We start from the raw sequence: 24,085 nt of genomic DNA on the forward strand, positions 1-24,085 counted from the left end.
TCGAATTGCTCATCGAAAGTTGCTTTCGCCTGAAGGGTGTCAGCAAAACCTCCCATTCACAACTCGCAACTACACTCTGAAGCGGCAAGATCCTTACCTCCCCGGGAGGCTTGACACCTGCGGTACAACTATTTAGAGTATTCGTTACTGAATGAACATCGTTGACAAGGCATGGTAGCACTTACAGCAATTAGCAGGCCCGACAATTATCACCGCAACTGAATATTGAGGAGGCTTTCGATGAAATCATGTGAAGGACGTTTGGGACGAGTTTTTATAATACGGCTTGAGGATGGCGACGAGGTGCCCGCTTGTATTGAGGTCTTCGCCGAAGAGAAGGGTATATCGGTAGGTCAGGTTATCCTAGTGGGCGGTATCGGGGACGGTGAAATCGTCGTGGGCCCCAGACGCTCGAACGAAAGACCGCCGCAGCCAATGCTGCTACCGGTTGACGGCGCCCATGAGGTGGTTGGAGCAGGTGTGCTCGCCCCCGGGGAAGACGGGAAACCAACCTTACACATACATGCTGCGCTGGGACGCTCGGGCAATACCATGTGCGGGTGCCTGCGGCCCGGCGTTACTACCTGGCTTGTTGGTGAAGCTATCCTGTTTGAAATCCTGGGCGTGGATGCAGCACGTGTAAGGGATGAGCAGAGCGGTTTCGCTCTACTGGATGTTGAAACCAAAGTGGGCAGTGCGGAGAAGAGAGCTTAGACCTCCGGGCTTGGGCTGATAACATATGTAACCCTATACTTCACTCTGTTGGATGAAATGTGCCACGGGATTATTAAAAAATGAGCATGCCCTGCTAACTGAGAGGAGCTTCGGGCCGAGATAACGAACTGGCAGTCATACCGATAATGACCGTGACGCCGGCCGCGCAGGAGAATGACCGCCTCGAGCCTGCCCATCTTCTCCATATATCTATATATTATGATATCATGAGCCCTGATACGGGATAACAAATAACAGTTTGTCCGCTGTTAGTAAAGATTATATTCGACGTTGGCCTAACCGTTTAATAAATTATTCGCTGGCGGGCGTAACCTTAGGGCTAAACTATGTCTAAAAGCAAGGCTAAAAAGCAAAAGGAAAAGCTCCAAAAAAGGGTCTTCCCCCGATTTTTATGGCTGGCTATACCGCTGGTGATAGCTGCCATTGTTGCCTCTGTATATCTCTATCCCACAGGCCAGCCCTCCCCGGAAAATAACGGAGAGCCAAGGGCAGCCATCGTTGACCAGCTCTACAGCATGCAGCCAAACCAGGCATTTATCAATAAGAGTACAGAAATTCTGGAGGCTTACGGCCTTGAAGTTCACCTCTATCAGGGTGATGAGGTCACCGTTGACCTTTACGGCAAGTTGCCATCCTATGGCTACCGAGTTATAATCTTCCGCGCCCATGCCGGATTGCTTTACCACGAAGAAGACTCACAAGCAATAGTAAGGGAGGCAACCTGTATATTTACCAATGAACCATACAGTGAAACGAAACACATCAGCGAGCAGCTAAACGGGGAACTCGCCAGGGCAAGGGTCGCCGAGGGCTACCCCACCGTCTTTGCCATAGGGGCCAGATTCACCAAGCACAGCATGGAGGGGGAGTTTGATAACACGGTTGTCATCATGATGGGCTGCAACTGCCTCCACTTAACGGATCTAGCACTGGCCTTTTATGAAAAAGGGGCCTCAAGCTATCTGGGCTGGGACGGCCTGGTTGGGCTGGATTATGTCGATGATGCCACGATAACTCTGCTGGAGAAGCTCCTGTCTGAGGAGCTTTCAATACAATCAGCAGTAGATGACACTATGGCTGAGGAGGGACCGGACCCGAACTACGGTTCAGTGCTCAAATACTACCCCACGCAAAGCGCTAACCAGAGCGTCACTGAGCTGTTAAAATAAAGAGAAAGCGATGTCATCGTCCGACTTCCCGCCCTTTTCCAGTCTTTTCCCACCCACCCCCACCCTGATAGGTATCTGTCAATGACCCAGGCAAATTGTTTCGTTGCATTAATTTTGAGACTCCAAAACAAGTTCGGAATGACAGGAAGGAGGCGAACCACACTGTCATTGCTTGGCAATCCCCACATATCATGACAGAACAACACTGTGACCCGATACCCGCCGCGTGGCCTCGATCCGCCGGGTAGGCTGGCCGACGTCGGCCAGCCTACCCATTGTCATGCTGAACTTGTTTCAGCATCCCATGTTTCACGATAGAACACCACTGAGATTGCCACGTCCCCCGACCCCGATCTATCGGGGGACGCTTCGGCCCTTATCGGGGTCCTCGCAATGACGGTTGTTTTGCACGCCGCAGGCAGTTGCATATCATTGCCACGCCCCCCGTATATACATATAACTCAAATGTAATGAGCGAGCGCAGCCAATTGACTTTGTCACCGCTACATGACAAACTGAAATGGTGGCTGCCAGCCTCTTCCTCATTTTCGGTACCGCCTTTGTCGTCGGACTCTCCGGTGCTATTATGCCCGGGCCTGTGCTTGCCGTTACCATCAGCGAGTCGGCGAGGCGGGGGTTTCGTGCCGGGCCGCTCCTGGTCCTGGGCCATGCCATAGTCGAGCTGCCATTGGTAGTGGCCCTCGCCTGGGGACTGAGCGAGGTTCTGGAGCAAAGCCTGGTAGCGGGGATAATCGGGGTGGTCGGCGGCCTCGTTCTGCTGGGAATGTCGTACGCCCTGCTGCGCCAGTCCCGCCGGGCGGTATCTCCACTGGAGGTCAGCTCTCGGCCACATTCGCAGGTGCACTGGCTTATTGCCGCCGGTGCGCTGTTGAGCGTGGCCAATCCCTTCTGGCTGTTATGGTGGGCCACCGTGGGCACCAAGTTTGTATTGTGGTCCCTGGCAGCAGGGACAATAGGGGTGGCCATCTTCTTCATAGGCCATATCCTTTCCGACCTGGGATGGTATAGCATGGTGTCATTGGTCATCGCACGTGGAAAGCGACTGATGAGCCTGAGGGTTTACCGGGGGTTGCTGCTCACCTGCGGCCTGTTCCTTATCGGGTTGGGAGTTTACTTTGTGGTCTCGGGTGCTATGTTCCTTACGGAGGTCTAGGCTAGCCCCCATCCCGTCATCGAAGTAGCACAAGTGAACTACCCCCCAGCAAGCTGACGGGTATTCTCGCTAATTTCTATAAAAATTATTCTCTCCGACTACCCCTTGACAAAAGCACTACCCTGGGTGTACCCTTATCCAATCCCAATGTCAAGACAGGGCCTTTCTATAAAAGAAGCAGCATCCGCAATGGGGTTATCACCCAAAACGGTTAGGCGGCTCATAAAGGACGGTAAGCTCCCCGCCGAGCTCTACAATGGCAAATACGGAAGGGAGTACCGCATCCTGGAAATACCACCCCACCTGATAGCCAAAAAGACCCTGGACAATAGCTCTACCCAGGGTATGGACATGATAAGGGAGCTACAGGAAAGAAACCTGCAGCTTGCCGGCCAACTGGGGGCGGCGCAGGAGCGAATACACAACCTGGAGAACCAGGTCAAGTTGTTAACGATGCCACGCAGGCCCTGGTGGAGACGAATGTTCAAAGTGAGAATTGGCGAGTAATAACCCTCAGTATCTGGGTATAGATAGACTCCCTGCTTTCTTGAGCCACGGAAACGATATGGCTGGCATGGCGATGCACCACAGCAACGTCAACATCTTAATATATGCTATCCCAATAATACTTAGTCATGGCGAGAGTCATGTGTCCGAGTAAGTATTGGAAAGCGGAATAAAATACCTCGCTCCCGCCCTAGGATTACCCCAAACGCTTCAAATTTCGACGGCAGGGGCGCAGTCCACATAGTTCTGAAGTGTTGGCTACCTGACTGTTATTCCGATAGCTTGATTTGATCTTTATTTTGAAATAGCTACATGTTTCAAAAAGATGGGGTAACGTTGATCTGAAGCTACGTTATTACTTAACAAATATCCCGATGTTTGATAGGATTGCAGGCTTTCTACTATTGGTCCGCAATGAAGACAGTAACCCCGATGAACACAGATAACGCCACCGCATTTTAGGCAATGCCACCGCTCTTTGTCATTTCTAATAAAGGCACTTAAACCGAAGCCAAAACTTGTCCATTTAAACCTCCTCAGTGGTCATAAGATAGTACATATAGGCAACGACTAAACTTAGGAGCCAGATAGGATGCCAATCAGTCAATAGCCAGTTCCAAAAATCATTATACTTTTGCTCGGGATTGTTTTTCTCAGCTCTCATTACACTTCCTCGATATCGATACCGTAAATTTCCTTCATTTGCTGCTTTTTAATTGAATACTCCACAGCCGGGGCATTTCCTTTCCTTTCTAAGATAAGCGAGGCGAATGCCACAATTCATACCACATGGAGCTATAAGTTGAGTTCCTTGCGACATATATCAGACTCCTTTTTAGAACATATTGAGTCTGACTTGTATTATACTTGCTTTTCATGCAGTCCACGTTAACCTGATAAAACCACATGAAACGTTTCAGTTTATCCTGATAGTTGTTTATCGTCGCTTGCGATTTTGCCTCACAGCAGCAATTAATGATGTAACCCTCGGCTAAAGATGTTATACTATTAACGGGGACTGCGTTTTTTATAAGAATGCGGTCTCCAACTTGACTTTTCATTTCGGTTACCTTAAAATAGCTACGATTCGGCCGCCCACATAGCTCAGTGGTAGAGCACCTTCTTGGTAAGAAGGGGGTCGTCAGTTCAACTCTGACTGTGGGCTTATGTTGAGGAGGAAAAATGTCAAAGAAACTCTTTGAGCGAACCAAGCCCCATGTTAATGTGGGGACCATCGGTCACGTCGATCACGGCAAGACCACACTGACCGCAGCGATAACCAAGATACTAGCCAGTGCGGGCATCACTAAGTATCGCGCCTTCGACTCCATCGATAATGCCCCTGAAGAGAAGGCCCGGGGGTTGACCATCGCCATCGCTCATATCGAGTATGAGACGGAGAAGCGCCACTACGCACACGTCGATTGCCCCGGCCACGCTGACTATATCAAGAACATGATCACCGGGGCAGCTCAAATGGACGGCGCCATCCTGGTGATCGCTGCCGATGATGGGGTGATGCCGCAGACGAGGGAGCACCTACTGCTGGCACACCAGGTAGAGGTGCCCTATATTATTTGCTGCATAAACAAGGTGGATTTGGTGGATGACGAGGAGCTTTTAGAGGTGAGCGAGCTCGAGTTGCAGGAGGAAGTGCTGCCCCATTACGGCTTCCCCGGCAAGGAGGTACCGATAGTAAGGGTGAGTGCCTTAAAGGCACTGGAGTGTGGCTGCGGCAAGCGGGAGTGTCAGTGGTGCGGCCTTATCTGGAAGCTACTGGATACCCTGGACGACTACATCCCCACCCCGGCGCGAGACAAGGACAAGCCCTTCCTCATGCCCATCGAGGACGTCTTCAGCATCAAGGGGCGGGGGACGGTGGCCACCGGACGGGTGGAGCGCGGGGTGATAAAGCCGGGGGAGGAGGTGGATATCGTGGGGCTCAGAGATACCCGCAGGGCTGTGGTCACCAGCGTGGAGATGTTCCACAAGACCCTCGCCGATGGGGAGCCCGGTGATGCCGTCGGCTGCCTGCTCCGCGGGGTGGAAAGGGAGGATATATTGCGGGGCATGGTGCTGGCAGCCAAGGGATCGATTAAGCCACACACCGACGCCGAGGCTGAGATATACGTCCTCACCAAGGAGGAGGGAGGCAGGCACACCCCATTCTTCACCGGCTACAAGCCTCAGTTCTTCATCAGAACAACCGACGTAACCGGAAGCATCGAGCTGCCCCAGGGTGTAGAGATGGTGATGCCCGGCGATAATATCAAGATGAAGGTGAAGCTCATCGAGCCTGTTGCCATGGAGGAGGGGCTGAGGTTCGCCGTCAGAGAGGGTGGCCGCACCGTAGGTGCTGGCGTGATCACCAAGACTATAGACTAGGGTAATATAGATTGGCTAAGAAGGGAACTGCCCGGATTATAATTCATCTCGCCTGCACCGAGTGCAAGGACCGGACATATACCACCAGCAAGAACAAAAGGAACGATCCGGAGCGGCTGGAGCTGAAGAGGTATTGCCCCCGCTGTCGCACCCACCAGGTCTATCGAGAGGTGCGCTAGGATGAGAAGGCAGGCTACGGCGGGAGGGTCGGTATTCCCCCGGATTCGTAGGTATATCGCTGAGGTCGTCGCTGAGCTAAAGAAGGTAACCTGGCCTACCAGAGAGGAAGCAAAGCGGCTCACCAAAATGGTTCTCATAATCGCCGGTGCGATAGGGCTTATTCTGGGGACGTTCGATTACGGCTTCACTCATCTTATGGACTGGATAGTAAGCATAGGAGGATGAGGCAGGGAGAAGCGGGAAACAAACCCTGGTGAGGGGTTTTCCTTTTGTCCCGAATTTTTTCGTTCTCCTCGATCCGTTAACCAAGATCGAGCTCCAATTTCAAGGCAATGGCTGAAAAAGAACGTGGGTTAAAGCGCAAACAAGGGAGAGAGATGGTAGAGGATGAGCGGAGATGGTATGTGATTCATACCTACTCCGGATACGAGCACAGGGTTCAGACCAACCTGGAGCACCGTGTCAGTTCGATGGATGCCCAGGATAAGATCTTTCAGGTGGTCATCCCCACAGAGAATGAGATCGAGATAAAGCATGGGCAAAAAAGGACAGTGGCCAAGAAGGTCTTTCCCGGCTACATCCTAGTAGAGCTGATGCTCGACGATGAGAGCTGGAATGTAGTGCGTAATACACCAGGGGTTACCGGCTTCGTGGGCTCCGGTGTAAAGCCAACCCCCCTGAATGACGAAGAGGTTAACACTATCTTCAACCAGATGAAGGCTGATACGCCACGGGTTAAGGTTGGCTTCCACCCGGGTGAGAGCGTGCGGGTGGTAGATGGCCCCTTTATTGACTTCATCGGGGTGGTCGATCATATCAATGCGGAGAAGGGCAAGGTAACGGTGCTCATCTCCTTCTTCGGGCGGGAGACGCCGGTAGAGCTCGACTTCCTACAGGTGGAGAGGATTTGAAAACACGAAATTTTTTCATTGAGGCAAGGGATTGGCTAAAAAGATAACGACGGTGATAAAGCTCCAGCTCCCCGCGGGGCAGGCAAGCCCAGCCCCGCCGGTGGGCCCTATCCTGGGGCAGTATGGCTGCAACATCATGGCCTTCTGCAAGGAGTACAACGAGCGCACCTCCTCCCAGGCAGGTTCCATTGTCCCTGCGGAGATTACCGTATATGCCGACCGCTCTTTCAGCTTTAACCTCAAGACCCCGCCGGTCGCCGACCTGCTGCGGAGAGCGCTCAGCGTGGAGAAGGGGAGCGGCGTGCCCAACATGGAAAAGATCGGCACGCTGCCCAGGGAGAAGCTTCAGGAGATCGCCAGGCTTAAGATGAAGGACCTCAATGCCGCCGACATGGATGGTGCACTGCGGATGATAGAGGGCACGGCAAGGAGCATGGGGATCGAGGTGGAATAATGGCCAAGCACGGCAAACACTATAAGGATGCTACTAAGCTGGTGGAGCGTACCAGGGAGTACGACCCTCAAGAGGCCATCGCGCTGGCAAAGCAGGCAGCCTATGCCAATTTCGATGAAACGGTGGAGCTTCACCTCCATATGGGTCTCGACCCCCGCCATGCCGACCAGCAGGTGAGAGGGGTCGCCAGCCTCCCTCATGGACTGGGCAAGCAGGTCAGAGTACTGGTGTTCACCCAGGGAGAGGGGGTGAGGACCGCCGAGGAGGGAGGGGCGGAGCATGTGGGCTGCGACGACCTGGTGAAGCGCATCGAGGACGGGTGGCTGGAATTCGATGTCGCCATCGCCACCCCCGATGTCATGAACAAGGTCTCCAAGCTGGGCAAGATCCTGGGACGTCGGGGACTGATGCCCAATCCAAAGTCGGGAACCATCGTACCACCCCAGGACCTGCCCCGCGCTATAAGCGATGCCCGAAAGGGACGGGTCGATTTCAGGATAGACAAGACAGCGGTGATCCACCTCCCCGTGGGCAAGCTGAGCTTCGACAACGATAAGCTGCAGGAGAATCTGGCAACCCTGATCGAGACCGTGATGAGAGCCAAGCCCAGCGGGTCCAAGGGTCAATATATAAGGAGCGCCACGCTCTGCACATCGATGGGGCCGGGGATCAATCTCGACCTGAAGCCAACCATGGAGCTGCGCGCTCCGTAAAGAAAAGAGGTAAGTGATGCAGCGGAATGAAGGGTCCGTTGACCGAATTGTGCGGCTGGTTCTGGGTGCAGTAGCGCTGATTCTGGCATTTCTCATTCTCGATGCGGGTAGCGGGGCAGTGGGAGGGGTGGTGCTGGCGGTTATTGGAGCGATAATACTGCTCACTGCAGCGACAGGATGCTGTCTGCTGTACAATTTATTTCACTTTTCAACAATAAAATAGCAGGCGTGCCCAAGTGCCATAGAAAGCGGGTGCCTTTAGGGCTTAATATCTGCCCGCCCAGGCGAAAGGGAGAGTCCCTGGGTCTATGGCGCAGGGACTTTTTTCGTCCCTTTCGTCTGCCTTTTTAAAAAAAGATGCGCCTCCGAAAATCGCTGCGGAAAAGTCCGCAAAGATAAGGGGATTTGGGGGTTCACTAATACTATTTCAGCAATCTCTAAATATATATAACAAAGTTTAAGGGGTGAGATATGCGTCTAGAGGAGAAGAAGCAGGCAGTTAGCGAGCTTGCCCAGAAGCTTGAGCGCTCCAGTATAGTCATCACCACCAGCTATCGCGGGATCACGGTGGCGGAGATGACCGAGCTGCGGCGTAGACTGCGCCAGAAGGAGATCGAATACCGGGTGATCAAGAATACCCTGGCTGGTTTTGCCGCAGAGCAGGCGGGCAAGGCAGAGCTCAGCAGTATCATCGAGGGACCGACCGCGCTCGCCTTCGGCTATGGCGACATGGTGGTGCCGGCCAGGGCGCTAACCGATTACATCCGCTCCGCTAAAAGCCAGCTCAGGATTACTGGTGGGCTGGTGGAGCAGCGGGTGCTCAGCGCCGCTGAGGTAGCAACTCTAGCTACCCTGCCCCCGAAGGAGGTGCTGATCGCCAGGCTGCTCATCGGGATGCAGGGGAGCATCCTGGCCCTGGTCAATGTGCTCAATGCAAACCTGACAGGCCTTATAAACGTGCTGGTTGCACGCAGAAATCAATTGGAAGGAGGATAAAATGACTGAGGAGCAAAAGCAGATAGTCGAAGCGAAGGTAGAGGAGAAGGCGGAGGAGACGGTCGAGGTCAAAGCGGAGGAGAAGACAGAGAAGCCGAAAAGGCAGAAGGCAAAGGCTGAAGCAGAGGCTAAGGCGGAGGAGAAACCAGAAGAGCCCAAAAAGCAGAAGGAGACCGGAAAGGCGGCGCCTAAGCCTGCCGCGGCCAGGGAAGGGAGAGCGATGACCAAAGATGAGCTCATCGCTGCCATCAAGAACATGACCGTGCTTGATCTCAGCGAGTTGGTCAAGGCACTGGAGGCGGAGTTCGGCGTCAGCGCTGCCGCTCCGGTGGCGGTAGCAGCATCCGCCGCTTCTACCGAAGAGGCCGCACCCGCTGAGGAGGAGGAGAAGGTAGAATTCACCGTTACGCTCAAAGCTGTCGGCCCCAACAAGATCAGTGTGATCAAGACGGTGCGTGAGGTAACCGGCCTGGGGCTAAAAGAATCTAAGGACCTGGTGGAGGCTGCCCCCACAACGGTGAAGGAGAGCGTTAGCAAAGAGGAGTCCGCCACGATAAAGGAGAAGCTGGAGGCCACCGGCGCCACCGTCGAGGTCAAATAGCTGATAAAAGATAGAAAGGGGTTGCGAAAATGACGGTAAAGATTGTCATAGAACGAACGGCAAAGCCGGACCAGCAAGGCGAGCTGCTTCTGCTACTTAGGGAACTGCGGGCGCACGCCATCCAACAGCCGGGCTATATATCGGGAGAAACGCTGACCTCGGTGGATAGATCTGGAATGCATCTGGTCATCAGCACGTGGCACAGCCTGCAGGACTGGAGAGCCTGGGAGAACAACCCCCAGCGGACGAAGATCTCAGCCCAGATCGAGCCCCTGCTGACCAACCCGTCAAAAGTGGGCGTTTACGTGGAACCATGGGCCTCGCTGCCTGAAGGTATCTGAAGTGGTGCTGAGGTGCGGAGCTGTGGTAGAATATCACATCCGGATCAAGCGGTGAGCGGGGCGTGTATCAATCCAGGGAAGCTCAGCTCAGGGCGTAGCTTTAGCTTGCACGGAGGCTGAGCTTCACCCAGCCCGAACCGGAGGACATCGCCGTGACCGGGCAGATCGCAGCCGTGGTGATTGTGCTGGACCACATGATAATCGGCGGAAAGTGCCATTCGAGCCTTAGAGCGCAGGGGGACGGCACTAAATAGGACAAAAGAGATGGCTTTTTAAACACGACCTTCTCATTACAGTGGAGAAGTTGGCCCGTTGGAAAGCCTATCTTAAGCCCAGTAGTAGAGCCATTACTACAGCAATTTTGGCAGCCTGGTCGGGGGAATTTATTCAAGTTTTAGCTTCATGCAACAGGCCTAGAAGGATGAGAAAATGGTAAAGAAAAAGGTGCTTCTGACCGGCGCATCGGGCTCTATGGGCGGTGAAGCCTTCAAAGAGCTACTCAGGAGAAGAGATCGCTACGACACCGTGCTTCTGCTCAGACCCTCCAAGAAAAACAGGAAGGCCTTTGCCAAGTATGAGGGGCAGGAAGGATTGACGATAGTGTGGGGAGACCTATGCAACTTCAATGACGTCCTGCAGGCGGTTAACGGAGTAGATCACGTCCTCCATCCGGCAGCGTTCATCTCCCCGGCGGCGGATTACAACCCGCCAATGTGTAGAAAGATAAATACAGGGGGCACCGAAAATATCGTTGAAGCGATCAAGAGGCAGCCAGACAATGGCGACAATGTCCGGCTGGTAAGCATCGGGTCCGTCGCCGAATACGGAGACCGCCTTCCACCGGTTCAATGGATGAAGGTCGGCGACCCCCTCCAACCAAGCGTTGGTGACTACTACGCCACAACGAAAATGGGTGCGGAGAGAGCGGTTATAGAATCGGGCTTAAGATACTGGGCCATAATGCGGCAGACCTTTATCGCCATCCCTGCTGTATTCTCTCTTATGGATCCCATCATGTACCACCAGCCCCTCAATACCCACATCGAACTTATAACCGGCGAGGACGCAGGATACGGGCTGGTCCAGACCATGGAGTGCCCCGATGATTTCTACGGCAGGGTATACAATATGGGAGGTGGCCCCTCATGCAGGATGCTCTATAGCGACTATCTAAGGGAATTCATGAAAATCTTCGGTCTGGGGGATTACCGAAAGATACTGCCCCGCAACTGGTTCGCTATAAGGAACTTCCACTGTGGCTGGTATGAGGACAGCTGGATCCTCAACAAGTACCTGGGGCACTGGCGGCAGTCATTCGAGGACCAGTTGAAGCAAGTGGAAGGTGCCGCCCCGTGGTATTTGAAACATGGTGGAAAGCTCGCCCCTGCTTTCATAGTGAGAGCATTTATGAAGAGAATGGCGGACCCATTGAAATGGATAAAAAGCAACGATAAAGAGAAGATCTGCGCCTTTTTTGGCAGCCGCCAGGCGTGGGAGAACATCCCCGGCTGGGACGAGTATGTTGTTGAAGAAGAGGACAAGGAACGGCAAACCAGGGAAGACCCTCTAACCAAAGAGTATACGCTAGTAGATATGCAGGCGCTGGCTAATTCAAGGGGCGGCAAGTGCCTGTCAACGGAGTATACCGATATAAAATCGAAGCTCAACTGGAAATGCGGCTTCGGACACGATTTTGATGGTACCCCCAGGCTTATTCTATCAGGGCACTGGTGCCCTGAGTGTGTGCCCCCGCCGTGGAACTGGGATGCCGTCGCCAGGGTCGACCCTGCCATAGCCGATTTCTATTACCACAACCACGATAAAGACGAATCTCAATGTGTTGAGTATTTATACTGCCCCCACGAATGATATAGATGCCTTACACAAGCTATCGCCGTTATGCCGAGGCCCCCATACTTTTCCTGATAGCCTTAAACGTCGTACTATATATAGCGACACTTGCCGACCCTGACCTCCTCTACACCCTCGGCCTGCAGCCGTCAACCTGGATGGAAAGGCCCTGGACCTTAATAACCAACCTCTTCGTCCACGGTGGCCTATGGCACATCGCAGCCAACATGCTAACCCTGTACTTTTTCGGAAGGTACCTCTGCATGATGGTCGGAGACGCCCGGTTCCTCACCCTTTACTTCCTCGGCGGGATAGCGGGCAACTTCCTTTACATACTGCTGTCCTCATCCAACGCCTGGGTTATAGGCGCATCCGGGGCCATCTTTGCCATAGCCGGGGCACTTACCGTGATGGCACCGAAGATGAGAGTTTTTATATTCCCCATACCGGCCCCCCTCCCCCTATGGGTAGCGGTCATCGGCGGCTTCGTCGTGCTCTCCTTTTTCCCCAACGTGGCGTGGCAGGGTCACCTCGGCGGCCTCGCCATAGGCCTGGCAGCGGGCTATTTCTTCAAAAGTCGCAAGCGTAACATGCCGTTCTTCCGCTAGTCCCCATCATGCTGAACCTGGGCCGTGACCCGGCTACAGGTATATTTAAGCCCAATGTCGGAGTTAGCCTCGAAACGTTACGCAAATATCCAGACTTTTTCGGTATCTATAAAGAGGCATTCTTTTGAAAAACGCTCGATTTATACGTAAAATACAGTTGTGCGAATCCAGCCAGCTTCATTAGTGTTAGAGCTATTGGAATGGAGTGAAGATACCGCCTTGTCAATTAATACGACCGCATTCACCGATATACATTCAAAGTTACCGATCTATCTTGTCATTAGCAAGTTTGTAATCTGAAAAATCTGAAATGTAATCGACCTTGCTTTTATTTCTAATTAAGGTCGCAAAATCCCTAATCATCATTCGTTCAATCTGAACACGAAATCGTGATAAGCTATCAGGTAAAACATCATATCGGAAATAATTCCAATCCTTTATCGAAGGATATGGTCGAGATAATCGTTCTATAAGGTCTTGCGCCTCACCAATATATAACAGCCTTTGCTCTGTATCTAACAGCATGTAAATGACATTTCCAGCCCCTAATTCATACTGTAATTCTTCCCTCTGCCTCCAATCCTGTTTATAAATGCGGTCGCTGCCTTTATCTTCCAACTCATCAGATATTTGTTTTATTGCTGGTGACCCAATTAATCGTTTAAAAAGATTGGGGAAACTTGGTTTCTGTGTGTAATAGCTAACGAATCGAAATTGCTTTTCATCTTGGTCGTATTCGATATCAAGAAACTCCCAGAATGGAATACTATCTTCTACATCAGTATTATCCTCTGTGGAAAGCTTCTGTTCGAGGGATCTCATGTAGCTCATTAAAAAGGTATTCTTTAGCTTTAGTGATAACTCTTCATCGAAAAAGAGTTGGTATACGGTACTTCTTGCTTGCTCATATGTAACTATCTTAACCCAACCGTCATATTTCTTGTTAATATACTTTATGGTCACGTCTACGCCTGTACTACGTTTGTGGGAGGTATGCTTAAAAAGCTCAGGTATCCCCCACAGTTTGCAAACCCAATTAGGAATTGTCGTCCCATTGTATTCGAACAAAGACTTATCGACTTTCTTCCGCCACATTGGGTAGTCTATATTCGATCTTTCACGTCTCATTCTGCAATTCCCTCCGTTTACCCCGCCCGTTGTCCTTGCATTCTTATTGTTCTTTGTATTCTGGTGATACGGTACAGCGTGGCCTCGCCGGTTACCATTGACAAGGCCAACGTTTGAACTTGTCAGCTTACCCAAATGTTTAATTGGCTTCTAAACTGGAGGAATTTCTCGGCGATTGCGTCTCCGACATAGATAAAATAATTCGCATCTGAAAAATCGCAGAAGTAGTCATGACTCTCTAAGAATTTACCACGCGCAATGCTTGCGTGTAGCAGTGGAATGATGTTTGTAACTGTTGGATCGAATGATTCAATTGCATCTCTAAACTGTTCACCAAGTGTCCGCGTGTTCCAAGATTTATAAGGAGCATGTTTCCCTGAACTCGTTGCCCGCCTCGTGAACTCTAATGAAAAAGCACCGAAGCAGAAGATTACTTGCGGATTATGCGTTTGCACATCAGTGTTGAAATCTTTTACAGCTTGTTGTAAATATTCAGACCATAGGAGGTCTAGCTGGGCTGGTTTGTATTGGGTATTCTGTATTGCGTTTCTCACATAGAATTTGCTCTGGTCAATATGGAGCTTGGCTGCTTCAAATACCTTATCTTGGATTTCGAGCAAGATGGGCGTCCAAATGTTGTGTCGAGCTGGATGACGTGAATCAAGTGGTTCTTGGAGCCTGCTCTCCCAGTTCTTAGGGTTAGAATCTCCCACGAGCCATATTGCGCTTTTAGTATCGCCTTGTGCTCTGGCCATCATCTTTTGAACCATAATATTAACCTCACGAGTTCCATTTTTATATTAGGTGTTATGTTCCGTATGCTATTGCCATTTGCATTGCACGAAGAATCGGGAACCCCTCGGGGACTGCTTCCTTCATGGGGTGTTGCGAGCTAAGCTTTTTAGTATTCTTTTTTATAAATACTGGGATAAGTTCTATCTCGATATCCTGGCCCCAGTTAAGGTCTGCCTTGGTTGAATGAACGTATCCAACTACTGCAATTCTTTTTATTTTACTGACTTTATGACCCAGGATGTCTTCATATTCTCTTGTAGTAAGTATGAATTTCTTATTTAGGAACTGACGTTTGCGTTCCTCCCATGAATTGGCATCTCCTGACGTTTCTATATGTATCAAGGTATTCTTGGATCGATCGTATGCCAACACGTCTAGCTCTACGTCATAGCCACCTTTTTTTCGCTTGCGCGTTCTCACGTTTGATCGGACGAAGTATCTATCATACTCATACCATTCAGCTACGAGCTGTTCTAAGAAGTTCATTGATATACCCTCCTTTAGTATTAGATTGATTATAGCATAGGAGTGTTACTTTCTTACCAGAATTGCTTTCTATATCCTTATTCTGCTGTAAGCTAAATGCCACTTGGCCATGCTTAAATAACTCGCCCTATTCCCTCTCTCCCCAGAGAAGCAGCGTAGCCTTGCCTTGCCCGATGGGGCCTCGCTCTAGGCCTGGCAGCGGGCTATTTCCTCCGCGGACGCAAGCGCAACATAATATTCTTCCGCTAGCCCCCATTATGCTGAAATTATCCATACAGATGGGTAACACCATAAAATGATAGCATCCGCATCATCGCCATGAGCGAGTACCTGCTGAAGAGCGGAGCCGGTTCATCCAGCTTGACAGACAGCGCCCCTTGATATATTCTCCTCGCACACGAGACTCAACTGCGCATTTCCTGAGGGAGGTAAATATGTTCGTTGATGCGATTGAGACGGTGGCAGCTTTCACACGCACTATTCATTCGATAAGCCGTAACTATGCATCTACCGATGTCCAACCTGGTGCTGCGACCCTTTTCTTTGTCAATTCAGATGGCTGGGCGCTAACTTGTGCTCACGTAGCAAAGCAACTCCAGTTGGCAGAGGAAATCAACAAGAAATACGAAGCATTCAAAAATGAATTGGCCTCTCGTAAGGGAGAAAAAACGGAGAAACAACTCCGAAAGGAGTTAGAGAGGAAATATGGCTATTCCAAGCGAACTACTGTTGAGCTTCGCAATCGCTTTATGAACTGTATTGAAGGCGAATTGAATATTGAAGCCCGTCTCCACCAGACGGTGGATATAGCACTACTGAAATTCCAATCCTTTGATCAATTGTTGTGCAACAAGTTTCCGGTATTTCCAAAGGATACATCCGGTCTAAAGCAAGGCAAGTCTATTTGCCGGCTAGGCTTCCCATTTCCCGAATTTACCAACTTCACTTACGATAAAACTAATGATAGTATTCGCTGGACTCAAAGTGGGCGAATAGATACACCCCGTTTTCCTATTGAAGGTATGGTGACCCGAAATGTTAAAGACAAGGGCGCTCTGGTTGCATTCGAGCTGAGCACACCAGGCCTGCGTGGACAAAGCGGTGGGCCAGCATTTGATGTAGATGGGAAGGTCTGGGGAATGCAGTCGCGTACGAGTCATCTCGATCTTGACTTCGATGTTGATCAAGAAGTGATACGAGGCGGTCTACCAAAGCGTGTTCAAGACAGCGCATTTCTACATGTAGGGATCTGCATACATGTAGATATCTTGAAATCCTTTATGCAGGATAATGGCGTTAATTTCAAAGAAGGATAAGCAACCCATTGACAATAGACACCTAACCCCCTGGGTGCGACCGACCGCTAATGGGTGGCTTATAGAATTTCAGTCTAACAACCCCCCACTCAACTCCTCCCTCCCCTCGCACTGCTGGCACTGGGGAGGCAGCGCCCACAGGGGCCGCACCCTCAGCGAAACGCCGGCCCGTTTTAGCATCCCCGCCAGGGTGCAGAGCGGGAGCCCCACCACGTTGAGGTAGCAGCCATCCACCCGCTCCGCCGGCTTGAAATACGGGTCCTGGATGCCGTATGCCCCGGCCTTATCCAAAGCGTCACCTGAAGCTATGTAGGCAGCGACCTCCTCATCGGAGTAGCGGCGCATGGTGACTGTAGTTGTAGCGTGGCCTACATACGAGTGCCCTCCACTCAGCACCGCGACGCCGGTGATAACGGTGTGCTCCCCTCCCCGCAGAAGACACAGCATATCGCAGGCCTCCTCAGCATCGCGGGGCTTTCCCAATATGGTGCCGTCATGGACAACGATTGTATCAGCGGCAACCACCGTTTGCCCCCCATTTGCCCCTGAAATCGCCTCTGCCTTTTTCAGCGCCAGTCGCTCCGCTGCTTTGCGCGCTTGTAAGTTTAACTCTATGAAGAGTACAATAACCAGGGACAGGGCAGTCACTTATAGGTAGTTCGGTGAGTCAAGGGATGATTGTGGCTCAGGTTCTAGTAATCGAAGAGAATTGAGAAGGAACAAAAGTGAAAATCAACTATAATATTATCAGGACCTTGCGCTGCAAAAACGCTAATATTCCGGGCACATTGGGCCAGTTGACGACAGTCATTGGTAGAACTGGCTCAGAGATTAGAAACATATCAACCGTCCATCTGGGGCATCATTATACCGTGAGGGACATTGAGGTACTCATTGAGAACGCAAAACACCTTGAACAACTAGTAAAAGAAATATCTGAGATTGGAGGTGTATCAGTTCTCCAAGTCAGAGATGATGTACTCGAACTTCACAAGAACGGAAAAATCAAGATGATAAGCACTGTTCCCGTCAACTCTCTGGATGACCTCTACAGGGTCTATACCCCAGGGGTGGCCGAGGTATGTAGGCTGATAATGGAGCAGGAGAGCTTGAAGTATACGTACACCAATATTGGCCATTCAGTAGCTATTGTTACCGATGGGTCTGCCGTCCTCGGATGGGGCAATATCGGCTCTGTGGCAGGAATGCCGGTTATGGAAGGGAAAGCTGCTCTGCTCCAGCAGCTGGTGGGGATTAGCGGAATACCTATCCTATTAGACAGTACCGATCCTGATGAGATCGTGGAAACAGTGAAACATATTGCTCCTACATTTGGCGGAATACAGTTAGAAGACATAGCATCACCACGTTGTTTTTCTATTGAAGATAGGCTAAAGAAAGAGCTGAGTATTCCTGTTATGCACGATGACCAGCATGGCACCGCTGTGGTAACGTTGGCAGCTTTGATCAATGCGTGCAGGCTCAGCGGTATCACGCTCGAGGAGGCAAGGATTGGACTCATTGGTCTGGGTGCTGCTGGTCTTTCCATAGGCAGGTTTCTCTTGCGATACACGGGTAATCCTACGTTTGGCGTGGCGAAAACGGAGGCCAGTAAAAAACGACATGCTGAGCATGGAGGTATTCCTTCCAGCCTTAGCGAAATAATGGAAACGGCTGATATAGTTATCGCTACTACCGGTGTAGTGGACCTAATAAAGCCCGAGATGGTAAGACGTGGCCAGATTATTTTCGCGCTATCTAATCCGTATCCAGAAATCACTGCGGAGCTTGCCATAGCATCTGGTGCCACTTTCGCTGTCGATGGTAGGACAGTGAATAACCTGCTGGGCTATCCTGGGATTTGGCGGGGAACACTAGATGCAGAAGCTACCGAGATCAATTACGAGATGTACAAAGCTGCAGCTCTAGCTATTGCAGGTGAGGCACATCAGGATGAAATTGTACCTAAGTTGTTAGATCCCAAGGTACACCTGGCGGTGACTCATAGCGTGGCGAAGGCTGCTATAGAATCGGGCGTTGCTGAGCGCCAACTTGACGAGGATTACTTTGAAGATACCGATTTTATAGGACCTTTTTAAGGATATAGTATGCCATACGAAATGACTGTTTATAATAAGAGATTGCTGCTGAAATAGTCTCAATCAACCCCCAGCCCCGATATAATCGGGGCGCCTCTTTTTCAGCAATCTCAAAATATTAACCATAACCAGAACTTCACCTCTATAAGCAACCACTTCGTTCATAACCTACCACACAATGCCTCCCTCCCCTCGCACTGCTGGCACTGTGTCGGCAGCGCCCACAGGGGCCGCGCCCGCAGCGGAACGCCAGCCTCCCTTAGCATCCCCGCCAGGGTGCAGAGCGGGAGCCCCACCACGTTGAGGTAGCAGCCATCCACCCGCTCCGCCGGCTTGAAATACCGGTCCTGGATGCCGTATGCCCCGGCCTTGTCCAAAGCGTCACCTGAAGCGATGTAGGCCGCGATCTCATCATCGGAGTAGCGGCGCATGGTGACTGTAGTTGTAGCGTGGCCTACATACGAGTGCCCTCCACTCAGCACCGCGACGCCGGTGATAACGATGTGCTCCCCTCCCCGCAGACGACACAGCATATCGCGTGCCTCCTCAGCATCGCGGGGCTTTCCCAATATGGTGCCGTCATGGACAACGATTGTATCGGCGGCAACCACCGTTTGTGGCCCCTTCGCCCCTGAAATCGCCTCTGCCTTTTTCAGCGCCAGTCGCTCCACCACCCGCTCCACATCTTCCGCACTGGCAGGTAGAGCCTCATCCCCAGGTGGGGCAACCGCCTCGAAATCCAGACCCAGGGCAAAAAGAAGCTCGCGGCGGCGCGGCGATGCTGATGCCAGCACCAGCCCGGGCGATACATCGCCCCGCACCAGGGTGGCGACGCACTCCACGTGGTAGGTCTGGGGGAACATATCCACCGGCTGCACCGCCACCAGGCGATAGCCCCCCTGACATAATATCTCAAGGTCGCGCGCCAGGGTCGCTGGCTCGCAGGAGACATAGATGAGCCTCTGCGGTGAAAGCTGAATAAGTGCGGCGAGCGCCCTGCGGCGGCAGCCCGCGCGAGGCGGGTCGAGGATGGCGACATCGGGAACCACCTCAAGCTGTGGCAGCACCTCCTCTGCCCTCCCCTGGAGCATTTCAATGTTATCCAGCCCGGCCATATTCTCTGCGGCATCCTTTACTGCCGCTGCCGAGTCCTCGATGGAGATCACCCTGCCGACCAGGGGGGCGAGCAGAGCGGCGAAGGTGCCCACCCCGGCGAAGACATCGATTAGAAGCCCCGTGCCATCGGGATGGAGATAGTCACGGAGCAGCTCGACCAGCCTCTCCGCCTGTGGTGTATTCACCTGGAAGAAGGAGGGGGAGGCGATGCGAAAGCGCCGCCCCAAGAGCTCCTCCTCATAGCTGGGCTGTCCCGATTCGATTACAGGAAGCTCCGGCTGGATGAGCCGCTCCCCGGTATTAACCCCGTAGCGCATCGCCACCTGGCTGGCACCGGCACACCTCCCCTGCAGCGTGGCGAGAGTGGAGTTGATCCAGGGGGTCATCAGGTGGCATAGATCGACGGGGATAAAATCACCGGTATTTTTGTGGACAAAGCCCAGCTGCCCCAGGGGGTTAACGGAGAAGCGGGCGTGATTTCGGTAGTACCACGGCTCGGGGGAGGGCAGGGTTTCCAGCACCGGGGCGTCGGGTAGATTGCCCCGCTCCATAAGCTTCCGCTCCACCATCCCCCTCTTGAGCGCCAGTTGAAAGGGGTAATCGATATGCTGCCACTGGCAGCCGCTGCACCTGCCGAAGTTCGGGCAGCGGGGCGCTATGCGGTGGGGCGACTCCGTTATAAGCTCCACCACCTCGCCCACAATATGGCGCTTCCCCCGCTTACCCAGCACCACGGCCTCCTCGCCGGGGATGCCGTTGGCGGCGAACACCAGCTCACCATCGTGCCGGGCGAGGGCGTCGCCCTGCGGCGCGATGTCGGTGAATTTTACCCTCAGCCGCTCCTCTGGAACCATTTTCTAGACCTCATCTTTGCGCTATTAAAATCAAGCCTGTACCCTTCATACTTAGTCATCCCAAGGGCTCTTTAGCAGAAACCCGATATCCGCCACTCATTCTACTGCCCTAAAAGGCAACTTTCTTTTGTCATATTCGACTCTTTAGAGATTTCTGAAATAGTCCCAATCAACCCCCTAAGTCCCCCAATCTTGGGGGACTTTTTTTAAAGCGGCCCCGATATAATCGGGGCACCTCTTTTTCAGCAGTCTCCTTCATACAACCGCTTTAAATTATAGTGGCTTCCTCCAGTATAAAAAAGTCGCCTCCCCATTGCGAGAACGGAGAAGCGACTAAATCGAACAGTTTGGGTAAAGGGTTACTTAGACCGGCTATAGGCACCGGCGGCAAACTCCTCATCGGAGGCATAATCGCCGGGGAGGTAGGTATCGCTCTTAGCATACCGGGTGGGATTGTATACCTCCAGCTTAAGCGCTGCCCTCTTGGCATCGATATGCTCCAGCGCCTCCTTCACCGCCTTTTTATGATCCGGCTCGAAGTAATAGGCTGCGCCCACCTTCTCCTTCCAACCCTCGGTAATTATCCGGGTAACCGCTTCACTGCCGGCAACGGGAGAGCCTACCCCCATCCAGGTGGTAACGCCGGAGGCAACAAAGTAGGCTCCAATAGAAAGGGCCTTCTCGCTCATCCACTCCGGGGCAAAGCCGGCTACCGGAAGGTCGCTGATGTCCTCGCCGAGCCCGCCTTCATTGGCACACTGGGCAAGCACGGTGAGGATCCGCGTGTTATCGACGCAGGAGCCCATATGGAGCACCGGCGGGATGCCGATCGTCTGGCACACCTCCCTGAGCCCTGGCCCGGCGAAGTCCATCACCTCCGCGGTGAGCAGTCCCTGCTTGGCGCAGGCGATGGCGTTGCAGCCAGTGGTCACCACCAGCACGTCGTTTTTGAGCAGCTCCTTCACAATGTAAAGATGGGGATCATCCTGGGTGACCCTGGGGTTGTTACAGCCAACAACGCCGGCGGCGCCTCGAATCCTCCCCGCCATAATTGCATCGTTCAAGGGGCGGAAGGACTCGCGGTAGATACCTCCCTGCATATAGGCGATATACTCATGGGAGAAGCCGGCTATCAGGTGGTCGACATAATCAGGGATAAGCATCTTCTTTTTATCCCGATTGGGGAAATTATCGATGGCCACTCTAATGATCTGCTTCGCGATCTCCAGGGCTTTATGCTCATTGAACTCCATGCGCACCGCCCCGGTTATATGGGCCTTTGGCGAAGTGGTGATAAGCTTGGTATGGTAATGGTCGGCGACCTCCTGCAGCCCCTGCATGATACACTGGATGTCCACCACCATGGCCTCTATCGCCCCGGTAACGATGACCAGTTCCTGGGAAAGGAAATTGCCCACCACAGGGATCCCCTGTCGCATCAGGATCTCGTTGGCGGTGCAGCAGATGCCCATCAGGTTTATCCCCTTTGCCCCCTTGGACTTGGCATATTCGATAAGCTCGGGGTCGCTGGAAGCAACCACGATCATCTCGGAGAGGGTGGGCTCGTGACCGTGCACCACCACATTCACCTCATCCTCCTTCAGGCCGCCAAAATTGCTCCTGGCAGCCACCGGCCCCGGGGTGCCGAAGAGGATGTCGCTAATATCGGTGGAGAGCATCGAGCCCCCCCAGCCATCGCCGAGGGCGGTTCTCATGGCATGGTCAAGAATATGCTCGGCGTCCTGGTCATTCCCCATGTGGGTGCGATGGAGGGTCTCCACGACCTCTCGGTCGATGCCTCTGGGGGTAATGCCCAGCTTTTTCCAGATTTCCTGGCGCTTTTGCGGAGCGCGCTTGACATAGAGGATCTCCCCCTCCTGGCGACCGAACTCGGCAAGCGCCTTTCGGCCCACCTCGAGGGCAAGCTCTTCTTTGCTTTTCCCCTCCGCTTCCACCTCCAGATAGCGGGCCACCGCCCTAAGCTTCTTCTCATCCTTTATCTTGTAATCGGGGGCCTCCCCTTCAGCTGCGGCGATAAGGGTGTGCGCCATGTCGCGGCCGTGGTCGGAGTGGGCTGCCGCCCCGGCAGCGATCTCCCGAGCCAGGTTCCTTGCCGCTACGGTCTCCTTGGTCGCCCCGCAGACCCCAACCGTTGTCTTGCCGGTGAGGCGGCAGGGTCCCATGAAGCAAATCTTACAGCAACTTCCCTCATGCCCGATAGGGCAGGGCTTGGTGGTCTGCGCCCGCTCGAAGGCGGTGGAGATTCCCTCAGCCTCCGCCTTGTCCAGGATCTCGATTACCGCCGGGTCTATGGTCCTCTTCTTGGATTCCTTCTTCTCTTCGGTCATTTACATTCCCCCCATAGTCTCTGTGTTAAATTTCACAATTCTATTATAGCAGGTAACTTTTGCCCAGGTCAACATCTTCAGCCTGATTTTCTCAAGTCAACTCCTTGCACTCGTTGGGTAAATACAGGCAAATCACCTGGGTTCCACGACTTCCCTGGCAGCACCATATGCCCGCATTGTGAGTCTAGCGACTCCCTTTATATTTCGGCATATTTCGGTGCGAAACGAAGAATCCCAATCGTATATTTCGGTCGCTTTGCTCCCTCGTACTATGAGACCGCTGAAAAAGAGGTGCCCCGAGGCCGACAGGTCGGCCGACACTTCGGCCTATAATCGGGGCCGGGGGTCTCCCCGATGTATCGGGGCAGCTTTAAAAAGTCCCCCAAGATTGGGGGATTAGGGGGTTGATTGAGAATATTTCAGCAGTCTCACTATATTGAGATGAAGTGGAAAGGGTAACAAAGAGACCGTCTGTGGTGTCATTCATCTGAATGAGGTCACTTTCCCTCCCGGCTACTTTATGCCAAGTGCTTTCAGTGTTATAATTCGCTCATCACCGAGCAGGGGGACGGAGATCGATAACGAGCGCCTGCACCAATTGCTGGCCCGGGTGAAGTCGGGGGATGTGAGCATCGATGATGCCCTGGCTCAGCTTGCCAGCCTTCCCTATGAGGAACTGGGTTTCGCCAAGCTAGACCATCACCGGGCACTCCGTCGCGGCTTCCCGGAGGTGGTTCTCGGTCTGGGGAAAACCGCCGGGCAGGTTGCGGAGATCGTCGAGCGGCTCGCCTCCCGCGCCGATAAGGTGCTGGTTACCAAGGTGACAGAGGAGTGCTTCAATGCGGTGCGCCGTCACACCCCCGATGCCGAGTATCATCCGATTGCCCGGGCTATCACGGTAAACCGGGCTAAAAAATCCACTCATAACCGCGGGATCATGGTAATAAGCGGGGGCACCGCTGATATTCCGGTCGCTGAAGAGGCAGCTCTCACCGCGGAACTGATGGGTAATGAGGTGGAGCGATCCTACGATGTTGGCGTCGCCGGGATTCACCGGCTGCTGGACCATCTGCCGCAACTGCGCCAGGCAAAGGTAATTGTGGCGGTAGCTGGCATGGAGGGGGCCCTTCCCAGCGTGGTCAGCGGTCTGGTATCGGTGCCGATAATAGCGGTACCCACCAGCATAGGCTATGGGGCCAGCTTCGAAGGGTTAGCGGCACTTCTTACGATGCTAAATTGCTGCTCCGCCGGGGTATCGGTAGTTAATATCGATAATGGCTTCGGGGCGGGCTACCTAGCTGCTCTGATCAATCTCTAG

26 protein-coding genes and 1 tRNA gene are annotated in these 24,085 nt (G+C 52.8%); 20 read left to right on the forward strand and 7 right to left on the reverse strand.

Annotation, left to right across the window (positions count from 1 at the left end; translation table 11 throughout):
* Positions 1 to 240 precede the first annotated feature (240 nt).
* The 15 genes from VMX96_07700 to VMX96_07770 all read left to right on the forward strand — a co-directional run bounded on the left by VMX96_07700 (position 241) and on the right by VMX96_07770 (position 10,166).
* Positions 241 to 714: a PPC domain-containing DNA-binding protein gene (locus VMX96_07700; protein HUU63780.1), complete on the forward strand. Its 474-nt coding sequence runs from the start codon at positions 241 to 243 to the stop codon at positions 712 to 714.
* 347 nt (positions 715 to 1,061) lie between these two features.
* On the forward strand, positions 1,062 to 1,904 hold the full coding sequence (locus VMX96_07705; GenBank protein HUU63781.1) for a hypothetical protein: 843 nt from the start codon (positions 1,062 to 1,064) through the stop codon (positions 1,902 to 1,904).
* A 520-nt stretch (positions 1,905 to 2,424) separates the two neighbouring features.
* Positions 2,425 to 3,078 (forward strand): LysE family transporter, encoded by a 654-nt coding sequence (locus VMX96_07710; GenBank protein ID HUU63782.1) that lies wholly within the window; start codon positions 2,425 to 2,427, stop codon positions 3,076 to 3,078.
* A 147-nt stretch (positions 3,079 to 3,225) separates the two neighbouring features.
* Positions 3,226 to 3,585 carry a helix-turn-helix domain-containing protein gene (locus VMX96_07715; protein HUU63783.1) on the forward strand — a complete coding sequence of 120 codons (360 nt, stop codon included), beginning with the start codon at positions 3,226 to 3,228 and terminating at the stop codon, positions 3,583 to 3,585.
* Between the two features lie 1,093 nt (positions 3,586 to 4,678).
* A tRNA-Thr gene (locus tag VMX96_07720) sits at positions 4,679 to 4,750 on the forward strand.
* Positions 4,751 to 4,767: 17 nt separating this feature from the next.
* Positions 4,768 to 5,970 carry an elongation factor Tu gene (tuf, locus tag VMX96_07725; GenBank protein HUU63784.1) on the forward strand — a complete coding sequence of 401 codons (1,203 nt, stop codon included), beginning with the start codon at positions 4,768 to 4,770 and terminating at the stop codon, positions 5,968 to 5,970.
* 11 nt (positions 5,971 to 5,981) lie between these two features.
* Positions 5,982 to 6,149 carry a 50S ribosomal protein L33 gene (gene rpmG / locus VMX96_07730; protein HUU63785.1) on the forward strand — a complete coding sequence of 56 codons (168 nt, stop codon included), beginning with the start codon at positions 5,982 to 5,984 and terminating at the stop codon, positions 6,147 to 6,149.
* A 1-nt stretch (position 6,150) separates the two neighbouring features.
* Positions 6,151 to 6,375 carry a preprotein translocase subunit SecE gene (gene secE / locus VMX96_07735; GenBank protein ID HUU63786.1) on the forward strand — a complete coding sequence of 75 codons (225 nt, stop codon included), beginning with the start codon at positions 6,151 to 6,153 and terminating at the stop codon, positions 6,373 to 6,375.
* Positions 6,376 to 6,527: 152 nt separating this feature from the next.
* A complete protein-coding gene (gene nusG / locus VMX96_07740; protein ID HUU63787.1) occupies positions 6,528 to 7,061 on the forward strand; it encodes a transcription termination/antitermination protein NusG in 534 nt (177 codons plus the stop codon).
* 31 nt (positions 7,062 to 7,092) lie between these two features.
* Positions 7,093 to 7,515 carry a 50S ribosomal protein L11 gene (gene rplK, locus VMX96_07745; GenBank protein HUU63788.1) on the forward strand — a complete coding sequence of 141 codons (423 nt, stop codon included), beginning with the start codon at positions 7,093 to 7,095 and terminating at the stop codon, positions 7,513 to 7,515.
* Complete coding sequence (rplA, locus tag VMX96_07750; protein HUU63789.1) at positions 7,515 to 8,228, forward strand: 50S ribosomal protein L1; 714 nt, start codon at positions 7,515 to 7,517, stop codon at positions 8,226 to 8,228. Before rplK ends, rplA begins: the two co-directional genes overlap by 1 nt.
* 16 nt (positions 8,229 to 8,244) lie before the next feature.
* The gene (locus VMX96_07755; protein HUU63790.1) at positions 8,245 to 8,451 is read left to right on the forward strand and encodes a DUF2892 domain-containing protein; all 207 of its coding nucleotides are present in this window, start codon (positions 8,245 to 8,247) and stop codon (positions 8,449 to 8,451) included.
* A gap of 248 nt (positions 8,452 to 8,699) precedes the next feature.
* The gene (gene rplJ / locus VMX96_07760) at positions 8,700 to 9,224 is read left to right on the forward strand and encodes a 50S ribosomal protein L10 (GenBank protein ID HUU63791.1); all 525 of its coding nucleotides are present in this window, start codon (positions 8,700 to 8,702) and stop codon (positions 9,222 to 9,224) included.
* 220 nt (positions 9,225 to 9,444) lie between these two features.
* Positions 9,445 to 9,825, forward strand: coding sequence for a 50S ribosomal protein L7/L12 (rplL, locus tag VMX96_07765; protein ID HUU63792.1), 381 nt, complete (start codon positions 9,445 to 9,447; stop codon positions 9,823 to 9,825).
* A gap of 29 nt (positions 9,826 to 9,854) precedes the next feature.
* Positions 9,855 to 10,166 (forward strand): antibiotic biosynthesis monooxygenase, encoded by a 312-nt coding sequence (locus VMX96_07770; protein HUU63793.1) that lies wholly within the window; start codon positions 9,855 to 9,857, stop codon positions 10,164 to 10,166.
* 44 nt (positions 10,167 to 10,210) lie between these two features.
* Here VMX96_07770 and VMX96_07775 read toward each other — a convergent pair whose 3' ends face one another.
* A complete protein-coding gene (locus VMX96_07775) occupies positions 10,211 to 10,384 on the reverse strand; it encodes a hypothetical protein (protein HUU63794.1) in 174 nt (57 codons plus the stop codon).
* A gap of 211 nt (positions 10,385 to 10,595) precedes the next feature.
* Here VMX96_07775 and VMX96_07780 point away from each other — a divergent pair, with 211 nt between their 5' ends.
* Both VMX96_07780 and VMX96_07785 read left to right on the forward strand, forming a co-directional pair.
* Entirely contained in the window at positions 10,596 to 12,035 is a 1,440-nt protein-coding gene (locus VMX96_07780; GenBank protein HUU63795.1) for an NAD-dependent epimerase/dehydratase family protein, read from the forward strand.
* Between the two features lie 5 nt (positions 12,036 to 12,040).
* On the forward strand, positions 12,041 to 12,625 hold the full coding sequence (locus VMX96_07785; GenBank protein ID HUU63796.1) for a rhomboid family intramembrane serine protease: 585 nt from the start codon (positions 12,041 to 12,043) through the stop codon (positions 12,623 to 12,625).
* Between the two features lie 261 nt (positions 12,626 to 12,886).
* On the opposite strand, the gene VMX96_07790 is transcribed toward VMX96_07785, so the two are convergent.
* The 3 genes from VMX96_07790 to VMX96_07800 all read right to left on the reverse strand — a co-directional run bounded on the left by VMX96_07790 (position 12,887) and on the right by VMX96_07800 (position 15,034).
* Positions 12,887 to 13,753 carry a GIY-YIG nuclease family protein gene (locus VMX96_07790; protein ID HUU63797.1) on the reverse strand — a complete coding sequence of 289 codons (867 nt, stop codon included), beginning with the start codon at positions 13,751 to 13,753 and terminating at the stop codon, positions 12,887 to 12,889.
* A gap of 122 nt (positions 13,754 to 13,875) precedes the next feature.
* Entirely contained in the window at positions 13,876 to 14,523 is a 648-nt protein-coding gene (locus VMX96_07795; protein ID HUU63798.1) for a hypothetical protein, read from the reverse strand.
* A 37-nt stretch (positions 14,524 to 14,560) separates the two neighbouring features.
* Positions 14,561 to 15,034, reverse strand: a complete 474-nt coding sequence (locus VMX96_07800) for a hypothetical protein (GenBank protein HUU63799.1) — start codon at positions 15,032 to 15,034, stop codon at positions 14,561 to 14,563.
* Between the two features lie 434 nt (positions 15,035 to 15,468).
* Here VMX96_07800 and VMX96_07805 point away from each other — a divergent pair, with 434 nt between their 5' ends.
* Entirely contained in the window at positions 15,469 to 16,350 is an 882-nt protein-coding gene (locus tag VMX96_07805; protein ID HUU63800.1) for a serine protease, read from the forward strand.
* A 69-nt stretch (positions 16,351 to 16,419) separates the two neighbouring features.
* On the opposite strand, the gene VMX96_07810 is transcribed toward VMX96_07805, so the two are convergent.
* Positions 16,420 to 16,998, reverse strand: coding sequence for a Maf family protein (locus VMX96_07810; protein ID HUU63801.1), 579 nt, complete (start codon positions 16,996 to 16,998; stop codon positions 16,420 to 16,422).
* A gap of 83 nt (positions 16,999 to 17,081) precedes the next feature.
* On the opposite strand from VMX96_07810, the gene VMX96_07815 reads away from it, so the two are divergent.
* Positions 17,082 to 18,449 carry a malic enzyme-like NAD(P)-binding protein gene (locus VMX96_07815; protein HUU63802.1) on the forward strand — a complete coding sequence of 456 codons (1,368 nt, stop codon included), beginning with the start codon at positions 17,082 to 17,084 and terminating at the stop codon, positions 18,447 to 18,449.
* Between the two features lie 161 nt (positions 18,450 to 18,610).
* On the opposite strand, the gene VMX96_07820 is transcribed toward VMX96_07815, so the two are convergent.
* Together VMX96_07820 and cooS are read right to left on the reverse strand one after the other, a co-directional pair.
* Positions 18,611 to 20,419, reverse strand: coding sequence for a Maf family nucleotide pyrophosphatase (locus VMX96_07820; protein ID HUU63803.1), 1,809 nt, complete (start codon positions 20,417 to 20,419; stop codon positions 18,611 to 18,613).
* Positions 20,420 to 20,778: 359 nt separating this feature from the next.
* Entirely contained in the window at positions 20,779 to 22,767 is a 1,989-nt protein-coding gene (gene cooS, locus VMX96_07825; protein HUU63804.1) for an anaerobic carbon-monoxide dehydrogenase catalytic subunit, read from the reverse strand.
* Positions 22,768 to 23,341: 574 nt separating this feature from the next.
* Here cooS and larB point away from each other — a divergent pair.
* Positions 23,342 to 24,085, forward strand: a complete 744-nt coding sequence (gene larB / locus VMX96_07830) for a nickel pincer cofactor biosynthesis protein LarB (GenBank protein HUU63805.1) — start codon at positions 23,342 to 23,344, stop codon at positions 24,083 to 24,085.

The organism is Dehalococcoidia bacterium (genome assembly GCA_035528575.1).
GTDB lineage: Bacteria > Chloroflexota > Dehalococcoidia > E44-bin15 > E44-bin15 > DATKYK01.